The following is a 17808-nucleotide window of genomic DNA, read 5'->3' as shown; positions in this document are numbered from 1 at the left end:
CACCCCTCAGTCCCATAATGCAACCAATACGGTTGAGGGCGGAAACGCCAAAAACCGTATTGCCCGCCAAAGGCGGAATATGACGATGGTTGATGCGGCGATGCTATTTGGCGGAACCCTGAGTGAGCAAGTGTCGACGGAATGTTGTTCCGGTGGCCGTCGCGCCCTTCCCTACACGCCCAGGGCGTGGGCAATCTCGGCGCGTAAGGTGGCGACGGCGGCCGCCGCGCGGGTACGCGCCGCCGCGACGTCGTCGTCGGTCACCGGTTCCACCACTTCGAGGTACGCCTTGAGCTTCGGTTCGGTGCCGGAGGGGCGGATCACCACCCGGGCCGAGGCGGTACGCATGATCACCACGTCGGCCTCGGGAAGCAGGTCCTGTGCCTCGGTGACCGGCTGCCCGAGCAGTGTCGTCGGGGTGGCGGCGCGGATCCGGGCCATCGCGTCGGCGATCAGGCGCAGGTCGTCGACGCGGACCGAGAGCTGGTCGGTGTGGTGCACGCCGAACTCGGCGGCCAGCTCGTCCAGCCGGTCGGTGAGCGTGCGGCCCTGCGTCTTGAGGCCGGCGGCCAACTCGGCCACGGTCAGCGCGGCGGTGATGCCGTCCTTGTCCCGCACATGGTCCGGGGCGACGCAGTAGCCCAGCGCCTCCTCGTAGCCGAACACCAGCGGCTCGGCCCCACCACCGGCCCGGACGATCCACTTGAACCCGGTCAGCGTCTCGTCGTACGGCAGGTTCCGGGCGGTGCACATCGCGCGCAGCAGCGACGACGAGACGATGGTGGTGGCGTAGAGACCGGTCACGCCGCGCCGCATCAGGTGGTCGGCGAGCAGCACGCCCACCTCGTCCCCGCGCAGCATCCGCCAGCCCGGCCCCGCCGCCGCGTCGTCCGCTGAGCCAGCTCCGTTCGTCGCGTCGGGTCCGCCTGGCCTGGCGAGCCCGCCCGCCACGTCCGATCCGGCGGGGGGCACGTCCGGTCCGTTCGTGCCCGCAGTCGTGTCCCGGACCGCGACCGCGCAGCGGTCAGCGTCGGGGTCGTTGGCGATGGCGATGTCCGCGCCGGTCGATTCGGCGAGCGCGACCAGCCGGTCCACCGCACCCGGCTCCTCCGGGTTGGGGAAGTGCACCGTGGGGAAGTCCGGGTCCGGCTCCGCCTGATCCGGCACGACGCCCGGCACGGGGAAGCCGGCACTCGCGAAGGCGGCGGTGAGCACCGCCGCACCGACGCCGTGCAGCGGGGTGTACGCCACGGCCAGGTCCCGGGGGCCGCCTGGCGGGATGACCTCGACCGCCCGCGCCACGTACGCGGCGGTCAGGTCGTCGCCGAGCACCTGGCCGGCGGGGCCGAGCGGCACCTGCGTCAGCGGGCCGACCGCGCGGATGGCCGCCTCGATGCCGGCGTCGGCCGGCGGCACGATCTGCGCCCCGGCGCCCAGCTCACCACCCAGCTCGGCACCGAGATACACCTTGTAGCCGTTGTCCTGGGGCGGGTTGTGGCTGGCGGTCACCATCACCCCGGCCACCGCTCCCAGGTGCCGCACCGCGTATGCCAGCACCGGGGTGGGCAGCGGGCGGGGGAGCAGCAACGCCGGGCGTCCCGCACCGGTGGCCACCCGGGCGGTCTGCTCGGCGAACTCGCGGGAGCCGCGCCGGGCGTCGTACCCGATCACCAGCGGGCCGGTGCCGCCCTGGGCCGCGAGCCAGGCGACCAACCCGGCGGCGGCCTGGGTGACCACCGCGAGGTTCATCCCGTTGGGGCCGGCGCGCAGCGGCCCGCGCAGCCCGGCCGTGCCGAAGGTCAGCGGCCCGGCGAACCGGTCGGCCAGCTCGGGTGCGCTCGCCGGCAGTCGGTCGAGCACCGCCCGCAGCTCCGCCCGGCCGGCCGGGTCGGGGTCGTCGGCGAGCCAGCGTTCGGCCCGCTCGCGGATGGTGTCGAGGTCAGTGGTCTCCGCCGCCATGGCCCCTTGATAGCACGGCGGCGGATCACCACGGGCGCGCCCCCGGCTCAGCCGGCGGCGGTGAGCTGGAACGACTTCAGCATCTCGTCGTAGATCGGCTTGCTCTCCTCGAAGCGGGAGTCGTTCGAGGTGAGGTAGAACGAGTAGAGCCGCCCGTCGCTGGCCACCCCGTGCCACACGCCGTGCCGCATCGTGTCGCCCTCGCCGCAGGTGTACTCGAACTCGGCCGACGCCTTGCCGGCCAGCTCCTTCTCGGTCATGGAGACTTGGGTGTACGGCTTCGCGCAGGAGGCCGACCGGGTCCTCAGGTTGTTCTCCGCGGTCTGCGCCCAGCGGGCCGAGGTGCCGCTCCACTTCTCGTTGAGGATGCGCACCCGACGGCCGCTGTCCTCCGGGTCGGTGTAGTCGATGTAGACGCCGCCGGCGGGTGCGGCCCGCTTCCAGCCCTTGGGCACCAGCACCCGTACCCCCCGTGCCGAGTGCTCCTGCATCTCGATGCCGGGGCCCTCGTCCGCCGAGTTGGACGGCTCGGCGACCGGGGCGGCGGGCGGCTCGTCGTCGCCGCCGGAGAACGCCACGATGCCGATCAGCAGGAGCACCGCGAGGCCGCCGGCCGCGGCCAGCTGCATCTTGCGTGGCCACCCCTTCACGGTGTCGACCAGGCGGGTGCCGGCGGCCTTCGCCCGATCGACCGGGCTGCCGCCGCCGTCGGGTGGCGGTGCGCCGTACGGCTGGCTGGGCGCGGCCGGCCACTGGTTGCCGCCGTAGCCGCCGAGCTGCTGGGTCGCGTCCGGCTGGCCGTAGCCGAACGCCGCAGGACCGACGCGCTGCGTCGCGTCCACCCCGATGTGCTGGGTGGCGTCCGCACCGATGCGCTGGGTCGCCTCGGCCCCACCGCCGTAGGTGCGACCCCCGGGCGGGGACATCGCGGCCCCCGGGTGCCCGGGCCGGGCCAGCATGTCGGCGCTGGTCTCGTCCATGGCGCCGGTGCGGGCGGCGGTGGCCTGACCGGGGCGCTCACCCCGGCGCAGCGCGGCGAGGCGGTCGGTCAGCGACTCGCCGGGGCCGAGCATCGCCCGGCCGCCGATCTGCCCGGACGGCGCGGGGCTCGCCGGTGCGACCGGCGCGCTGACCGGTGCGGGCTGCGGCATCTGCATTACCGAGTATTGGTCGGTCATCGAGTTGACCCCGGCGGCGGCGCTGCTCAGCGGGCCGGCCAGCAGTTCGCGCAGCAGGGCGCGCGCGGTGTGCACGTCCATCCGGCGGGCCGGGTCCTTCTCCAGCAGGCCCATCAGCACCCGGGTGAGCGGGCCGCTGCGCTGCGGCGGGGCCGGCGGATCCTCGACCACGGCGTGCATGGTCTCGATCGGGTCGCCCCGGTCGAAGGGGGGCCGACCCTCCACGGCGGTGTAGAGCGTCACGCCGAGGGAGAACAGGTCGCTGGGCGGGCCGAACTCCTGCCCCATGGCCCGCTCGGGCGAGATGAAGTGCGGTGAACCCAGCACCATGCCCGGGGTGGTGAGCTGCACGTCGGTGGGCATCCGGGCCACGCCGAAGTCGGTCAGCACGCAGCGCCCGTCCGAGCAGATCAGCACGTTGGCGGGCTTGACGTCGCGGTGCAGCACACCGATCGCGTGCGCCACCTCAAGCGCGCCGAGCAGCGCGATCCCGATCTTGGCGACGACCCGTTGGGCGATCGGCCCGTCCTCGATCACCATGTCGGCGAGGCTGCGGGCGTCGAGCAGCTCCATCACGATCCACGGCCGGCCGGCCTCGGTGACCACGTCGTACACCTGGACCACCGCCGGGTGGGCGATGGCGGCGGCGGCGCGGGCCTCGCGCAGGGTGCGTTCATACATGGCGTCGCGGTCGCTCGGGGCCAGGCCGGGCGGGAGGATGACCTCCTTGACGGCCACGTCGCGGCGCAGAAGTGTGTCTGTGGCCCGCCAGACCGTACCCATGCCACCGTTGCCCACCGCGGAACGCAGCGAGTACCGGTCACCGATGACGGTGCCGGGCGTCGCGCGTCCGTTGGTGGGGATGCTGACTGGTCCGCCGCTCCACGTCGGGATCTGAGTCACAGAAAAGCCACCGGGGGAAGTCGAGAGGGCTGGGACACAACCCCCCTATCTTGCTGGTTCAGACGCCCGATGCGAAAGCCGGCGCGGCGGACGTTTCCCATACTCGACGGTACGTGTGCGGGCGCTCACCTTTGGTCGCCGTGGGGCGACACGGTGTGCGGCACCCCTTACCGGCACCCGTCACCCGGCATCCGCACCGGGGTCCTACCATCCGGTGATGAGCGAACGGCGGTCAAGCGAGTCCGGTTTCCCGATCAGGGGTGTCTACACGGCGGCCGACCTTCCCGGCGACCTGGACGCCCGGCTGGGCGCGCCGGGTGACTTTCCGTACACCCGTGGGGTCTATCCCACCATGTACACCTCCCGCCCCTGGACCATGCGCCAGTACGCCGGCTTCGGCACCGCCACCGAGTCCAACGCGCGTTACCAGCAGTTGTTGCGGGCCGGCACGATGGGTCTGTCGGTCGCCTTTGACCTGCCCACCCAGATGGGCTACGACTCCGACGACCCGATCGCGCACGGCGAGGTGGGCAAGGTCGGCGTGGCCATCGACTCGATCGAGGACATGCGGCTGCTCTTCGACGGCATCCCGCTGGACAAGGTCTCCACCTCGATGACGATCAACGCACCCGGCTCGGTGCTGCTCCTGCTCTACCAACTCGTCGCCGAGGAGAACGGGGTGCCGGGCGCGGCGCTCAACGGCACCATCCAGAACGACATCCTCAAGGAGTACATCGCCCGGGGGACGTACATCTTCCCGCCGAAGCCCTCGCTGCGGCTGGTCGCCGACACGTTCGGCTACTGCCGGGCGGAGGTGCCGAAGTGGAACACCATCTCCATCTCCGGCTACCACATGGCCGAGGCCGGTGCCTCGCCCGTGCAGGAGATCGCCTTCACGCTGGCCAACGGCGTGGAGTACGTCCGGGCCGCGATCGCCGCCGGGCTGGCCGTCGACGACTTCGCCCCCCGACTGTCGTTCTTCTTCGTCGCGCGTACCACCCTGTTGGAGGAGGTGGCGAAGTTCCGGGCGGCCCGGCGGATCTGGGCCCGGCTGATGCGCGACGAGTTCGGGGCGAAGAACCCGAAGTCGATGATGCTGCGCTTCCACACCCAGACCGCGGGCGTGCAGCTGACCGCCCAGCAGCCCGAGGTGAACCTGGTCCGGGTGGCCGTGCAGGGGCTCGGCGCGGTGCTCGGCGGCACCCAGTCGCTGCACACCAACAGCTTCGACGAGGCGATCGCGCTGCCCACCGAGAAGGCGGCCCGGCTGGCGCTGCGGACCCAGCAGGTGCTGGCGTACGAGACGGATCTCACCGCGACGGTGGACCCCTTCGCCGGATCGTACGTGGTGGAGGCGATGACCGCCGAGATCGAGGCGGCCGCGGACGCGCTGATGTCCCGGGTCTTCGAGCACGGCTCGGCGGTGGACGCGATCGAGGCCGGCTTCCAGAAGCGGGAGATCGAGCAGTCCGCGTACCGGATCGCGCAGGAGATCGACTCGGGTGAGCGGGTGGTGGTCGGGCTCAACCGGTTCGCCATCGACGCCGAGGAGCCGTACGAGCCGCTGCGGGTCGACCCGACGATCGAGGAGGCGCAGGCCGACCGGCTGGCCAAGCTGCGGGCCGAGCGCGACGGCGCGGCCGTGGAGCGGGCCCTTGTCGAGCTGCGTACGGCCGCGTCGGGCACCGGCAACGTGCTCTACCCGATGAAGTCGGCGCTGCGCGAGCGCGCCACCGTCGGCGAGGTGTGCGGCGCGCTGCGCGAGGTCTGGGGCCGCTACCAACCCACCGACCGGTTCTGACCCGGTCGACCTCGCCCGTCGCGGGCCGACCGGTCGCGCAGCGTGTCGAGGGGGCCGTACCCGGGTACTCCGCTTCCGGTGATCACGCGAGTGATCACGCGAGGTGCAGGGTGATCACGCGACGCACAGGGTGTGCGGTCGCGTGATGTCCGAACGTGTGAACGTCCACGGGTGTCCGTCGCCCGGAGTGGTCGGGTAATTGTCGTACCGTCAGTTCATCGGCGTGACTAATGCGACAATTCGGAACGATGGCTTCGGCTTTCGACGAGATTATCGCCCTGGGGGCACGATTACGCGTTGTAGGAGGTGAGGAGTGGATGACGGCGTTCGACCGCGATCTACCTGCTGTCCCGCTCACCTACGGGCGCTCTCAGCAGGGCATACGTGACGCTGCGCGGTCCGACCATCACCGGAACGAGGTTGCGCAGAGTCACCGTCGGGGGTCTACGCTGTCTGCTGTTCCCGATGATCCATCCATTTCTAGTGATCGAGAATTTGACGTGACGAGTGCGTTGACGATGCCGAGCGGCCACCAGCTGGCGCCGTCCTGGCCGGAGGTGCCGGCCGGGGCCCGACCGCTGCCCTTCGAGCTGGACCACCTGCTCGCCCTCCGGGTACCGGGCCTGATCGCCACGCGCCGTCACATCCACTCGCATCCGGAGCTGTCCGGCGCGGAGTTCGAGACCGCCGCCCTGGTCGCCCGGGAGTTGTCCCTGGCCGGGCTCCAGCCGCGACTGCTGCCCAAGGGAAACGGCGTCATCTGCGACATCGACGGTCGCCCGGACGGGCCGGTGATCGCGTTGCGCGCCGACATCGACGCGCTGCCGCTGACCGACGTCAAGGACGTGCCGTACCGCTCCACCGTGGACGGGGTCTGTCACGCCTGCGGTCACGACGTGCACACCACGATCATGCTGGGCGTCGGCATGCTGCTCGCGCAGCTGGCCGACCTGGGTGAGCTGCCCGGCCGGGTCCGCCTGATCTTCCAGCCCGCCGAGGAGATCCTGCCCTGCGGCTCGCTGGAGGTGATCGAGGCCGGCGGCCTCGACGACGTGACGCAGATCTTCGCGCTGCACTGCGATCCCAGCCTGCCCGTCGGTCAGGTGGGCCTGCGGGTCGGGCCGATCACCGCCGCCGCCGACAACGTCACCGTCCGGCTCACCGGGCCGGGCGGCCATACCGCCCGCCCGCACCTGACCGTCGACCTGGTCGACGCGCTCGGCCGGCTGATCACCGAGGTTCCCGCCCTGGTCAGCCGCCGGGTGCCGGCGAACAGTGGGCTGCTGCTGGTCTTCGGTCACGCCTCGGCGGGCACCCGGTACAACGTCATCCCGTCCGAGGCGTCCGCCTCCGGCACGCTGCGGGTGATGGACCGCGACGCCTGGGAGCTGGCACCGAAGATCGTTTCGCAGGTGGTGCGTGACGTCATCGCGCCGACCGGGGCCACCGTCGACCTGGAGTACCTGCGCGGGCGCCCACCGGTCTGCAACGACGCGCGCGCCATCGGGGTGCTGAACGCGGCCACCACCGCCGCGCTCGGCCCGGAGGGCATCGCGGAGACCCCGCAGAGCATGGGCGGCGAGGACTTCTCCTGGTATCTGGAGTACGTCCCCGGTGCCCTCGCTCGGCTCGGGGTCGGCCGCTCCGGGCCGAACGTGGACCTGCACCGGGCGTCGTTCGACGTGGACGAACGCGCCATCCCGGCGGGCGTACGGCTCATGGTGCAGACCGCGCTCCAGGCACTGGCGGCGGTGCGCTGACACCCGGCGGCGGTGGCGTGCCCACCGGCGCGACGAGGGCCGGCACCGGGTCGGTCCGGCGGCGTCGGCGGCTCCACCACCACAGGGCCGCCACCGGTACGCCGAACACCAGCAGCCACGGCAGGATCGCCCCGAGCACGGTGAGCAGGACGACCATCGAGGCCAGGAAGACCTTCCAGCCGCCGCTGAGCCCGGCCAGGAAGCCCATCCGGTTCTCCTCCTCCACGGGCGTGACGTCCGGACCGACCAGGGTGACGGTGATCGTGGAGAGTGCGGTGAGGTCGCCCAGCCGCTGCTTCTTCGCCTCCAGCGAGGCGAGGTCCGCCTCCCGGCGGGCCAGCTCGTTCTCCAGGCTCACCAGGTCACTGATCGAGGTGGCCCGGGCGAGCAGCCGCCGGGCGCTCTCCACCCGGGCCCGCTGGCTGGTGATCCGGGCGTCGAGGTCGATGGTCTCCTCGGTGACGTCCTGCGTGGCGATCTCCCGGCGCTCCTGGCGGCCGAGGCCGGCCAACTCCTCCACCACCGCGTAGAACCGCTCCGCCGGCACCCGCAGCTGCAACTCCGCCACCGCGTCGGCGTCGGAGCTGCGGCGTTGGTCCCCGCCGACGAAGCCGCCGGCCCGGGTGGCCGTGGCGGCGGCGTCCCGCGCGGCGGCGTCCACATCGTCCACCTGCACCCGGATCGATCCGGTGTAGATGATGGCCCGCTGGTCGACCCGGGTGTCCACCGCCGTGCCGGCGTTGCCCTGGGCCTCGCCTGGCGCGCCCACGCCGGCCTGGGCCTCGTCCGGCGCACCCGCGGCCCTCTCCCGGGCCGGCGCGGGCGCGGCCGCGTCGCTGACCGTCGCGTCGTCCCCGCCGTCGCTGCCGCTTCCGCAGCCGGCGAGCACCAGCAGCGCCACCAACGCCGCCACCACCCTGGTCCCGTGCCGGCGGCCGCTGTCCATCCTCATCCCCGTTCCCCTTCCTCTGGCCCGAGCGGGCGATAGCTCGGACGGCACGCGCCACCGCACGGGTTCCGGCAGACTGCGCTGAGGACGTCACGATTCGATATGGGAGGCATCACGATGCGGCTCACCAAGTACGCCCACTCGTGCCTGCGCGCCGAGCACGACGGGGGAGTGCTGGTCATCGACCCCGGGATGTTCAGCGAGCCGGCGGTGGCGCTGGACGGGGCCGACGCGGTGCTGATCACCCATGAGCACCCGGACCACCTCGACGTCGAGGCGGTCACGCGGCAGCTGGAGCGGCGCCCGTTCGTCATCCACGGCCCGGCGTCGCTGGCCGGCCCACTCGGCGATGCCGCCGAGGCGCTGCGCCCGGTCACTCCCGGCGAGTCGTTCACCGCCGCCGGCGTCCCGGTACGCGCCTACGGCGGCCGGCACGCGGTGATCCACCCCGACATCCCCGTGCTCGACAACCTCGGCTACCTCGTCAACGACGTCGTCTACCACCCGGGTGACGCCCTGTTCGTGCCGGACGACGTGCAGGTCGACACGCTGTTCGCCCCCATACACGCGCCCTGGTCGAAGTTCTCCGAGGTGGTCGACTTCATCCGGGCGGTGGCACCGCGCCGGGTCTTCGCGCTGCACGACGCCCTGCTCAACGGCAACGGCTACGCGGTGCTGGACCGGCAGTACACGGCGCTGTCGGGCCGCGAGTACCAGCGGCTGGATCCGGGCAGCCGGATCGACGGCTGAGCCGATGCCCGACCCCCCACCCGACCTCGTGGCGCAGCTGTACCGCACGCCGCCCGACCGGTTCGTCGCCGCCCGGGACGCCGCCGCCGCGCAGGCGCGCCACGACGGTGACCCGCGCGCCGCCCGGGAGATCGCCCGGCTGCGCCGGCCCACGGTGGCCGCCTGGCTGGTCAACCTGCTCGCCCTCGAACGACCGGAGTTGGTCGCCGAACTGGCGGAGCTGGCCGGTGCCCTGCGGGAGGCCCAGCGCCAGTTGCGTGGCCCGCGACTGCGGGAGCTGTCCGCGCAGCGGCGGGCCGTGGTCGGCGCGCTCGTCGCCGAGATACGCCGGCTCGCCGCCGACGTGGAGGGGGCCCCGTCGACCGGGAAGTTGCCGCTGGCCGAGGTGGAGGCGACCCTCAACGCCGCACTCTCCGACACCGAGGTGGCCGAGCAGGTGCGCTCCGGGCGGCTGCTGCGGCCGGCCCACTACGCCGGGTTCGGCGAGGTGCCCCGGCCGCAGCTGCGCCTGGTGACCGGCGGGGAGGAGCCGCCGCCCGCCGCGCCGGCCCGCCAACGCGCACCGGACCGGGGGGCGCTCCGCGCCGAACAGGCACAGCGGGCCGCCCGCGCCGAGCGGGCCCGCCGCCGCACGGCGTTGGAGAAGGAACTGGCCCGGGCGCGTACCGACCAGGAGCGGGCCGCGGAGGACCTGGCCGGCGCGGTGACGGCCGAACACGACGGTGCGGCCGCACTGGACGCCGTCGAGACGGAACTGGCCGAGCTGGAGCGCCGCCGGGCCGTCGCCGAGCAGGAGCTGAGCCGGTCCCGGCTGGCCCGCCGGGCCGCCGAACGGGCCGCCAGCACCGCCCGGCGCCGAACCGGTGAGGTAGAGGCCGCGATGGAGGCGTTGGACGCCGAGGAGGGGGATGCCGACGCGGACGGCGGACCGGCAGACTGATCCTTCATGGACGGACCTTCGGGCGGATCCTTCGCGGACAGACCGTCGGGTGGCTCCTGCCCGGACCGGCCTCCGGGTGGGCAGGGATGACACCGGAGCAGGTCGCGGCGGCCAGCAAGCCGGCGGTGCTCGCACTCGGGGAGGCGTACACCCGGTGCCCCATCACGCTGCGCCGGGCACGGCTGCTCGGCATCTCCGGCTGGGCCTTCTACATCACCGGGCGGGCCGGCGCGCTGGGTGACGTGCGGGCGGAGACGGTGGCGGCCGCGCTCGGCTTCGTCGCCCCCGATGCCGTGGCCGACGGCTGGGACGCCGCCGCCCGCACGGTACGCCCCTCCGAGGTGGCCGCCGCCAGCCTGGCCGAGTGCTGCCGTTGGGGCGAGGACATCCTGGCCGACCTGCCCCGCGTCGACCGGCTCGCGGTGCTGGTGGAGCGGGCCGTCGCGGCGGCCGACGCCAGCGGAATGCCGCTGTTCGCGGCGTGGCGGGCCATGCCGTCGGAGGCCGGGACCTCGGGTGCCCGGGCCGCCGCCGGCCTGCGCCTGCTGCGGGAACACTTCACCGGCGCTCACCTGGTCGCCGTACGGGCCGCCGGGATGACGCCGCTGGAGGCGGTGCTGGCCGGCCCGGAGGGAGAGAGCGGCGCGATGGCCTGCGGGTGGTCGCCGCCGTACCCGCCGGTCGGACCGCTGGTGCGACGGCGGCTGTGGGCCGAGGCGGTGACCAACCGGCTCGCCGCGCCCGCCTTCACGGCGCTCGGCCCGGCCGACGGTGCCGAACTGGTCGAGCTGCTGACCGCGGCGCAGGCGCACGCACAGGGCCGGTGAACCGGCCCGTCCTGTGACGGAGCCCCCGAGGTTCGGGGTCGGCGCCCGGTGCCCCGGCGCCCGGTAGCAGACTGGGGCGGTGGGAGACGTGCTACGCCGACGCGGTGCCGGTGGGGCGGGACCGCAGTTCGATGACGTAGTCGTCCGGCGCGCCCGCCTTCTCGGCGGCGTTGGCGATCTCCGACAGGTACCACGAGGTGGGCAGGCCGCCCTCGTAGCCGTCGAAGACGTAGAGCCAGGCCGTCACGTCGCCGTCCAGCGTCGAGATGCGGACGGTCAGCTTCCGGTACGTGCCGGAGGTGACGCCCTCGATCTCGTCCAGCTGCGCCGCGTCGTACGGGTGGATGTCGTAGAGCGCCACGAAGACCCGGTCGCCGGGCGACTCGACCACCGTGCTGACCGCCCCCTCCCAGCCGATGACGTCGTCGCCGGCGAAGGTGAGCCGCCAGCCCTCCAGCCAGCCGATGCCCACCATCGGGGAGTGCGGGCAGTAGGCGCGCATCCGAGCGGGGTCCAGGTTCGAGCCGTAGGCGGCGTAATGACGCACGGCGATGACGATAGCCCGCGCGACGCGCGGGGGAGAATACGACGGTGCGTGTCGGACGCGTCGGGGAGAAGAAAGTCACCGTGAGCATGGACGAGGGGGAGTCGTGGCGAGCCGGATCGTGATCATCGGCGGAGGACCGGCCGGCTATGAGGCGGCGCTGGTCGCCGCCCAACTGGACGCCGACGTCACCGTCGTGGAGGCCGACGGCGCCGGGGGTGCCTGCGTACTGTCCGACTGCGTACCGTCGAAGACGTTCATCGCCAGCTCCGAGGTGGTGACCGGATACCGCGACACCGAGGTGTTCGGGGTGCACTCCGACGGCCTGGAGGCGGTCACCGTGGACGCCCAGGCGCTGCACGAGCGGGTCAAGCGGCTCGCCCTGGCGCAGTCCGCCGACATCCACGCCAAGCTGCTCAAGGCCGGGGTCACCTTCGTGGCCGGGCGGGCCCGGCTGGGCGAGGACACGCTCGGTCACACCCACCGCGTAATCGTCACGCCCGACGGCGAGGAGGCCGCGTACGCGATCGACGCCGCGACGGTGCTGGTCGCCACCGGCGCCACCCCCCGCCAGCTGCCCACCGCCGTGCCTGACGGCGAGCGCATCCTGACCTGGCGGCAGGTGTACGACCTGCCCGAACTGCCGGAGCACCTGATCGTGGTCGGCTCCGGCGTGACGGGCGCGGAGTTCGCCAGCGCGTACCTCGCGATGGGGGTTGAGGTGACCCTGGTCTCCAGCCGGGACCGGGTCATGCCGCACGAGGACGCCGACGCCGCGCAGGCGATCGAGCGGGTCTTCCGGACCCGGGGCATGAGCATCCTGAACAACTCCCGCGCCGAGGGCGTCCGCCGCACCGGCGGCGGCGTCGAGGTCGAGCTTTCCGACGGCCGCACGGTGTACGGCTCGCACGCGCTGATCGCGGTCGGCTCGATCCCCAACACCGCCGAGCTGGGCCTGGCCGAGTACGGCGTCGCGCTGGCCCGGGGCGGATACGTGACGGTGGACCGGGTCTCCCGGACCAACGTGCCCGGCCTCTACGCGGCCGGCGACTGCACCGGCGTGCTTCCGCTGGCCAGCGTCGCCGCCATGCAGGGGCGCATCGCCATGTGGCACGCGCTCGGTGAGGCGGTCCGGCCGCTGCGGCTGCGTACCGTCTCGGCCAACGTCTTCACCGATCCGGAGCTGGCCACCGTCGGTGTCTCGCAGGACGAGGTGGACGCCGGCCGGGTGCCGGCCCGGCAGGTGATGCTGCCGCTGGCCGGCAACGCCCGGGCCAAGATGGACGAGGTGGCGGACGGCTTCGTCAAGCTGTTCTGCCGGCCGGCGAGCGGTCAGGTGATCGGTGGTGTGGTGGTCGCGCCGAAGGCCAGTGAGCTGATCCTGCCGATCACCATGGCGGTGGAGAACAACCTCACCGTCAACGAGCTGGCCCAGACCATCACCATCTACCCGAGTCTCTCCGGCTCGGTCACCGAGGCCGCCCGCCAGCTGATGCTCCACGAGTTGGAGTGATCCCGCCGCAGGTGGAGGGTCACGGCCAGCAGGGTCAGCAGGGCGACCTCGGCGAGGATGAGGACGCGCTCGATCAGGCCGTAGAGGGCGCGGTCGCCGGGGTAGGCGGACCAGACCATGGCGGCGGCCAGCAGCAGGCTCGCCACGGTCAGGACACGCAGCCATCGGCCGGCGCGGGCACCGGTGGGCAGCCGGGCGGCGAGCAGCCAGCCGGCGACCGGCAGCGCCAGGAAGGCGACCACCGAGGCGTACCGGTGCACGTAGGCGGCGGTGCCCATCTCGGTGCCGGGCGGATTGGTCGGCACCAGCCCCGACAGCAGCAGCCCGCCCGCCCAGGCGGCCAGCAGCCACTCGGCTGCCCGACCACGGCGGACGCTACCGGCGGCCGGGTCCGCCGTGCCGGCCGGGTTGGCCGTGCGTGTGGGCACGTCGGAGGCCGGGTGGCCGAGCCGGCTCAGGGCCGGGATGAGCACGGCGGAGGCGACGGCGAGCAGCAGCATGGCCACGTGGATGGCCCCGCCGGAGTCGGAGACGGCATAGTCGCTGACGGTCAGGCTGACCGGATCCAGGTCGTTGACGCCGGCGTGACCGACGACGGCGAGCAGCGCCGCGAGGACGATTCCGCCGAGGGCCAGTACGCCGCTGTTCCGGGTTACAGGCATACCTAAGCCTGCCGTCGGTGGGCCCCCGAACGGATCCGGGACGAGCACCGAAATCCGACCCCGGGACCACCCCTACCGGTCGTCGATCATCCGGCTCGCCGGGGCCCGGTCGTGATCAGTCGGCCGGCACCTCTGCGGCCATGCGGCCCATCCGCGCGGCGAACGGAACGTGCCGAGCCTGACGGCGTGTCCGGCGTCACCATGCCCGACTCCGGCCGACCGTGACCAGCGACACCTTGCCTCCACGGGCAGCCGCAGTCGGCAGTGGCTGCCCGAACGGGCGCACATCGAAGACGGCTGCGGCGCCGATGTTCGCGTGATCCTCCCGTGGCGCGTACCGTAGTCGACGCGCGGCCCGCCGAGCGTCGGGTCACCGTCGCTTGACGCCGGGGCCGCCACCGGGCCGCTGGCAGGTCCCGTGCCAGCGGCCCACCCCAAACTCCCTCCCCACCCTTCTCCTCGCCGATCATGGACTTATGGTCGGTTGGATGCGGCTTTTGTTGGTCTATGTCCCGACGATAAGTGCAAGATCGCGGGTGGGATAACCGGGGTGTGGGGCATGGGGGGCGGGGGTAGGGTCGGTGGGGTGTGCAGTGCGAGGGTGACGACGACGCCGGGGAAGCCTGGCGTGCCGCACTGACACCTTCCGTCAACCGAGGCCCCGGGCGATCCGCCCGGGGCCTCGTGCGTCGTGGGTGAGGGGTCGCGCCGGGGCGTACCACCAAGGAGCGCGACATGATCGACCACCGCCGGCTGGGCCGGGAGCTGGACCTGTTCGCCACCGACCCGCTCGCCGGCGCGGGCCTGCCGATCTGGCTGCCGGCCGGCGCCGCCGCCCGGCACGCGATCGAGGAGTACCTGCGTGAGCTGGAGCGCCGGGCCGGCTACCAGCACGTGCACACCCCGCCGTTGGGCCGGCGCGACCTGTTCGAGGCATCCGGACATCTCGGCTACTTCGCCGCCGAGATGTTCCCACCGATGCGTCCCGCGGGCGCCGACGACGAGCTGATGCTGCGACCGGCGCTCTGCCCGCACCACGCGTTGGTCTACCGGGCGCGCGGGCGCTCCTACCGGGACCTGCCGCTGCGGGTGGCCGAGATCGGCGGCATGTACCGGGCGGAGCGCTCGGGGGTGCTCGGCGGGCTGTCCCGGGTGCGCGCCATCACCCTCAACGACGCGCACAACTTCTGCGCCCTGGAGCAGGTCGGCCAGGAGGTGTCGGAGATCCTGCGGCTGATCCGCGTCGCGCACGCGGCGCTGGGCGTGCGGCCGGCGGGCGTACGACTGTCGCGGCGCGGGCCGGGGGAGAAGTACGTCGGCGACGACGCGGACTGGGCGCGGGCCGAGGAACTGCTCCGCGCCGCACTCGACGGGGTGGCGTACGACGAGGCTCCCGGCGAGGCCGCCTTCTACGGCCCGAAGATCGACATTCAGGTGCGGGACGCCGCCGGGCGGGAGTCGACCATCTCCACCGTCCAGCTCGACTTCGACAAGCCGGCGCGGTTCGACCTGTCGTACACCGACTCGGACGGGGCGCGCCGGCGGCCGGTGATGGTGCACCGCAGCCTGGTCGGCAGCATGGAGCGGCTCTTCGCCTACCTGATCGAGGTGCACCAGGGCGCCTTCCCGCCCTGGTACGCCCCCGTGCAGCTGGTGATCCTGCCGGTCGGTGACGACCAGGCCGGCGCGGCTGCCGAGCTGGCCCGGCAGGCGACCGAGGCGGGGCTCCGGGTCGCGGTCGACCTCGGCGGCTCGCTGGGCGCCCGGGTGCGCGACGCCGCCCACCGGCGGATCCCGTACGTCGGGGTGGTCGGCCCCCGGGAGGCCGCCGACGGTCGGGTCTCGCTGCGGTTGCGCGACGGGCGGGCGCTGGACCCGCTGCCGGTGGCCGCCGCGATCGGCCTGGTCGGCGACGTGGTGGCCGCCCGTTCCGCCGAGTTGCTGCCCGCCGGCTGAGGTCCCGGTGGCCGGTCACCAGCTCGTCGGTAGCGGCATCCCCTCGGTGTACCCGGCGGTGCTCTGCACACCGACCAGCACCCGCTCGTGGAACTCGTCGAGCGTCCGCGCGCCGGCATAGGTGAACGCGCTGCGTACCCCCGAGATGATCTCGTCGATCAGGTCCTCCACCCCCGGGCGGGCCGGGTCCAGGTACATCCGGGCCGACGAGATGCCCTCCTCGAAGATCGCCTTGCGGGCGCGGTCGTACGGGCTGTCCTCGGCGGTGCGCGCGCTGACCGCCCGCGCCGAGGCCATCCCGAAGCTCTCCTTGTACCGCCGGCCGTCCTCGTCGGTGTAGAGGTCGCCGGGGGACTCGTAGGTGCCGGCGAACCAGGAGCCGACCATCACGTTCGACGCCCCGGCGGCCAGGGCCAGCGCCACGTCCCGTGGATGGCGTATCCCGCCGTCGGCCCAGACGTGGCGGCCCAGTTCCCGGGCGGCGGCCGCGCAGTCGAGCACCGCGGAGAACTGCGGCCGGCCCACGCCGGTCATCATCCGGGTGGTGCACATCGCACCCGGACCGACCCCGACCTTGATGATGTCGGCGCCCGCCTCGACCAGGTCGCGTACGCCGTCGGCGGTGACCACGTTGCCGGCGGCCACCGGGACGGCCGGGTCGAGCCCGCGTACGGTCCGCAGGGCGGAGATCATCCGTTCCTGGTGCCCGTGGGCGGTGTCCACGACCAGGGTGTCCACCCCGGCCGCCAGCAGCGCCGCCGCCTTGCCCGCCACATCGCCGTTGATGCCCACCGCCGCCGCGACCCGCAGCCGCTCCTGGGCGTCCACCGCGGGCTTGTAGAGCGTCGCCCGCAGCGCGCCGGGCCGGGTGAGGACGCCGACCAGCCGGCCCTCGCCGTCGACCACCGGCGCCAACCGTCGCCGGCCGGCGGAGAGCCGGTCGAATCCGGTACGCGGGTCCGCGTCGGCGGGCACGGTGTGCAGCTCGGCCGACATCACGTGCCGCAACTGGGCGAAGCGGTCCACGCCGACGGTGTCGGCCTCGGTCACCACGCCCATCGGGCGGCCGAGGTCGTCGACCACGATCACCGCACCGTACGCCCGCTTCGGCAGCAGGTGGATGGCGTCGCCGACGGTGTCGGTGGGCCCCAGCGCGATCGCGGTGTCGTGCACCAGGTGCCGCTGCTTCACCCAGGCGACGACGTCGGCCACCACGTCGATCGGGATGTCCTGGGGGATCACCGCGATGCCGCCGCGCCGGGCCACCGTCTCGGCCATCCGCCGGCCGGCGACCGCCGTCATGTTCGCCACCACCAGCGGGATGGTGGTGCCCGTACCGTCGCCGGTGGCCAGGTCGACGTCGAGCCGCGAACCCACCTCTGACCGGGCCGGTGCCATGAAGACGTCGTTGTAGGTCAGGTCGTACGCGGGAGTCGCGCCGTTGAGGAACCGCACCCGGCCATCATTCCTCAGCCCCACAGCAGCGCAGCGGCCACCGCCACCATCACCACCGCGATCACGCCGTCGAGGACCTGCCAGACCCGGGTGCGGGCGAGCAGCGGGGCGAGCCGGTACGCGCCCGCGCCGAGGGCGGCGAACCAGAGCACGCTGGCCGCCGCCGCCCCGACGCCGAACAGCCAGCGGTGTGGCTGCTGCTGGGCGATGCCGCCGAGCAGCAGCACGGTGTCCAGGTAGACGTGGGGGTTGAGGTAGGTGAAGGCGAGACACGCCAGCAGCGTCGGGCCGAGCCGGCCCGGCGGTCGGTCGGCCGGGGCGAGTACGGCGGGCCGCAGCGCGCGGCGGGCGGCGAGCGCCGCGTACGCGAGGAGGAACGCCGCCCCGCCCCAGCGGATCGCGGTGAGCAGGGCGGGGCGTCCGGCCACCGCCGAGCCCACCCCGGCGATGCCCACGCCGATCAGCAGCGCGTCGGACAGCGCGCAGGTCAGCACGACCGGCACCACGTGTTCCCGGCGCAGACCCTGGCGCAGCACGAAGGCGTTCTGCGCGCCGATGGCGACGATCAGGGCGATGGAGAGCGTGAAGCCGGCGAGGACCGAGGTGAGCAC

Annotated in this window: 13 protein-coding genes and 1 pseudogene; 7 read left to right on the top strand and 7 right to left on the bottom strand. The window is 73.3% G+C overall.

Annotated elements, in window-relative coordinates; all coding sequences use genetic code 11:
- Positions 1-171 precede the first annotated feature (171 nt).
- Complete coding sequence (locus tag O7615_RS05605; RefSeq protein ID WP_278176231.1) at positions 172-1959, bottom strand: phospho-sugar mutase; 1788 nt, start codon at positions 1957-1959, stop codon at positions 172-174.
- 47 nt (positions 1960-2006) lie between these two features.
- Complete coding sequence (locus O7615_RS05600; protein WP_278176229.1) at positions 2007-4040, bottom strand: protein kinase; 2034 nt, start codon at positions 4038-4040, stop codon at positions 2007-2009.
- Positions 4041-4257: 217 nt separating this feature from the next.
- Here O7615_RS05600 and O7615_RS05595 point away from each other — a divergent pair, with 217 nt between their 5' ends.
- The gene (locus tag O7615_RS05595) at positions 4258-5841 is read left to right on the top strand and encodes a methylmalonyl-CoA mutase family protein (protein WP_278176227.1); all 1584 of its coding nucleotides are present in this window, start codon (positions 4258-4260) and stop codon (positions 5839-5841) included.
- 500 nt (positions 5842-6341) lie between these two features.
- Positions 6342-7601, top strand: coding sequence for an amidohydrolase (locus O7615_RS05590; RefSeq protein WP_278176225.1), 1260 nt, complete (start codon positions 6342-6344; stop codon positions 7599-7601).
- Here the strand turns inward: O7615_RS05590 and O7615_RS05585 are convergent.
- A complete protein-coding gene (locus tag O7615_RS05585; RefSeq protein ID WP_278181981.1) occupies positions 7558-8547 on the bottom strand; it encodes a DUF4349 domain-containing protein in 990 nt (329 codons plus the stop codon). The two genes, O7615_RS05590 and O7615_RS05585, sit on opposite strands and share 44 nt — an antisense overlap.
- Before the next feature lie 120 nt (positions 8548-8667).
- Here O7615_RS05585 and O7615_RS05580 point away from each other — a divergent pair, with 120 nt between their 5' ends.
- The 3 genes from O7615_RS05580 to O7615_RS05570 all read left to right on the top strand — a co-directional run bounded on the left by O7615_RS05580 (position 8668) and on the right by O7615_RS05570 (position 11067).
- Positions 8668-9300, top strand: coding sequence for an MBL fold metallo-hydrolase (locus O7615_RS05580; protein ID WP_278176223.1), 633 nt, complete (start codon positions 8668-8670; stop codon positions 9298-9300).
- Between the two features lie 4 nt (positions 9301-9304).
- A complete protein-coding gene (locus O7615_RS05575) occupies positions 9305-10240 on the top strand; it encodes a hypothetical protein (protein WP_278176221.1) in 936 nt (311 codons plus the stop codon).
- Between the two features lie 86 nt (positions 10241-10326).
- A complete protein-coding gene (locus O7615_RS05570) occupies positions 10327-11067 on the top strand; it encodes a hypothetical protein (protein WP_278176220.1) in 741 nt (246 codons plus the stop codon).
- A gap of 91 nt (positions 11068-11158) precedes the next feature.
- On the opposite strand, the gene O7615_RS05565 is transcribed toward O7615_RS05570, so the two are convergent.
- Positions 11159-11614, bottom strand: coding sequence for a gamma-glutamylcyclotransferase (locus O7615_RS05565; RefSeq protein ID WP_278176218.1), 456 nt, complete (start codon positions 11612-11614; stop codon positions 11159-11161).
- Positions 11615-11717: 103 nt separating this feature from the next.
- Between O7615_RS05565 and O7615_RS05560 the strand changes: the two genes are divergently transcribed.
- Positions 11718-13124, top strand: coding sequence for an NAD(P)H-quinone dehydrogenase (locus tag O7615_RS05560; protein ID WP_278176217.1), 1407 nt, complete (start codon positions 11718-11720; stop codon positions 13122-13124).
- Here the strand turns inward: O7615_RS05560 and O7615_RS05555 are convergent.
- Complete coding sequence (locus O7615_RS05555) at positions 13058-13786, bottom strand: DUF998 domain-containing protein (protein WP_278176215.1); 729 nt, start codon at positions 13784-13786, stop codon at positions 13058-13060. The genes O7615_RS05560 and O7615_RS05555 overlap by 67 nt on opposite strands.
- 732 nt (positions 13787-14518) lie before the next feature.
- On the opposite strand from O7615_RS05555, the pseudogene thrS reads away from it, so the two are divergent.
- Positions 14519-15742 (top strand): annotated as a pseudogene (gene thrS, locus O7615_RS05550) (threonine--tRNA ligase); the annotation flags it as partial.
- Positions 15743-15757: 15 nt separating this feature from the next.
- On the opposite strand, the gene O7615_RS05545 reads toward thrS, so the two are convergent.
- Positions 15758-17197, bottom strand: a complete 1440-nt coding sequence (locus O7615_RS05545; RefSeq protein WP_278176212.1) for a GuaB1 family IMP dehydrogenase-related protein — start codon at positions 17195-17197, stop codon at positions 15758-15760.
- Positions 17198-17211: 14 nt separating this feature from the next.
- Complete coding sequence (locus tag O7615_RS05540) at positions 17212-17808, bottom strand: LysE family transporter (RefSeq protein ID WP_278176211.1); 597 nt, start codon at positions 17806-17808, stop codon at positions 17212-17214.

It is taken from the genome of Micromonospora sp. WMMD1082 (genome assembly GCF_029626175.1).
GTDB lineage: Bacteria > Actinomycetota > Actinomycetes > Mycobacteriales > Micromonosporaceae > Micromonospora.
This window is presented reverse-complemented; position numbering and strand designations above follow the sequence as displayed.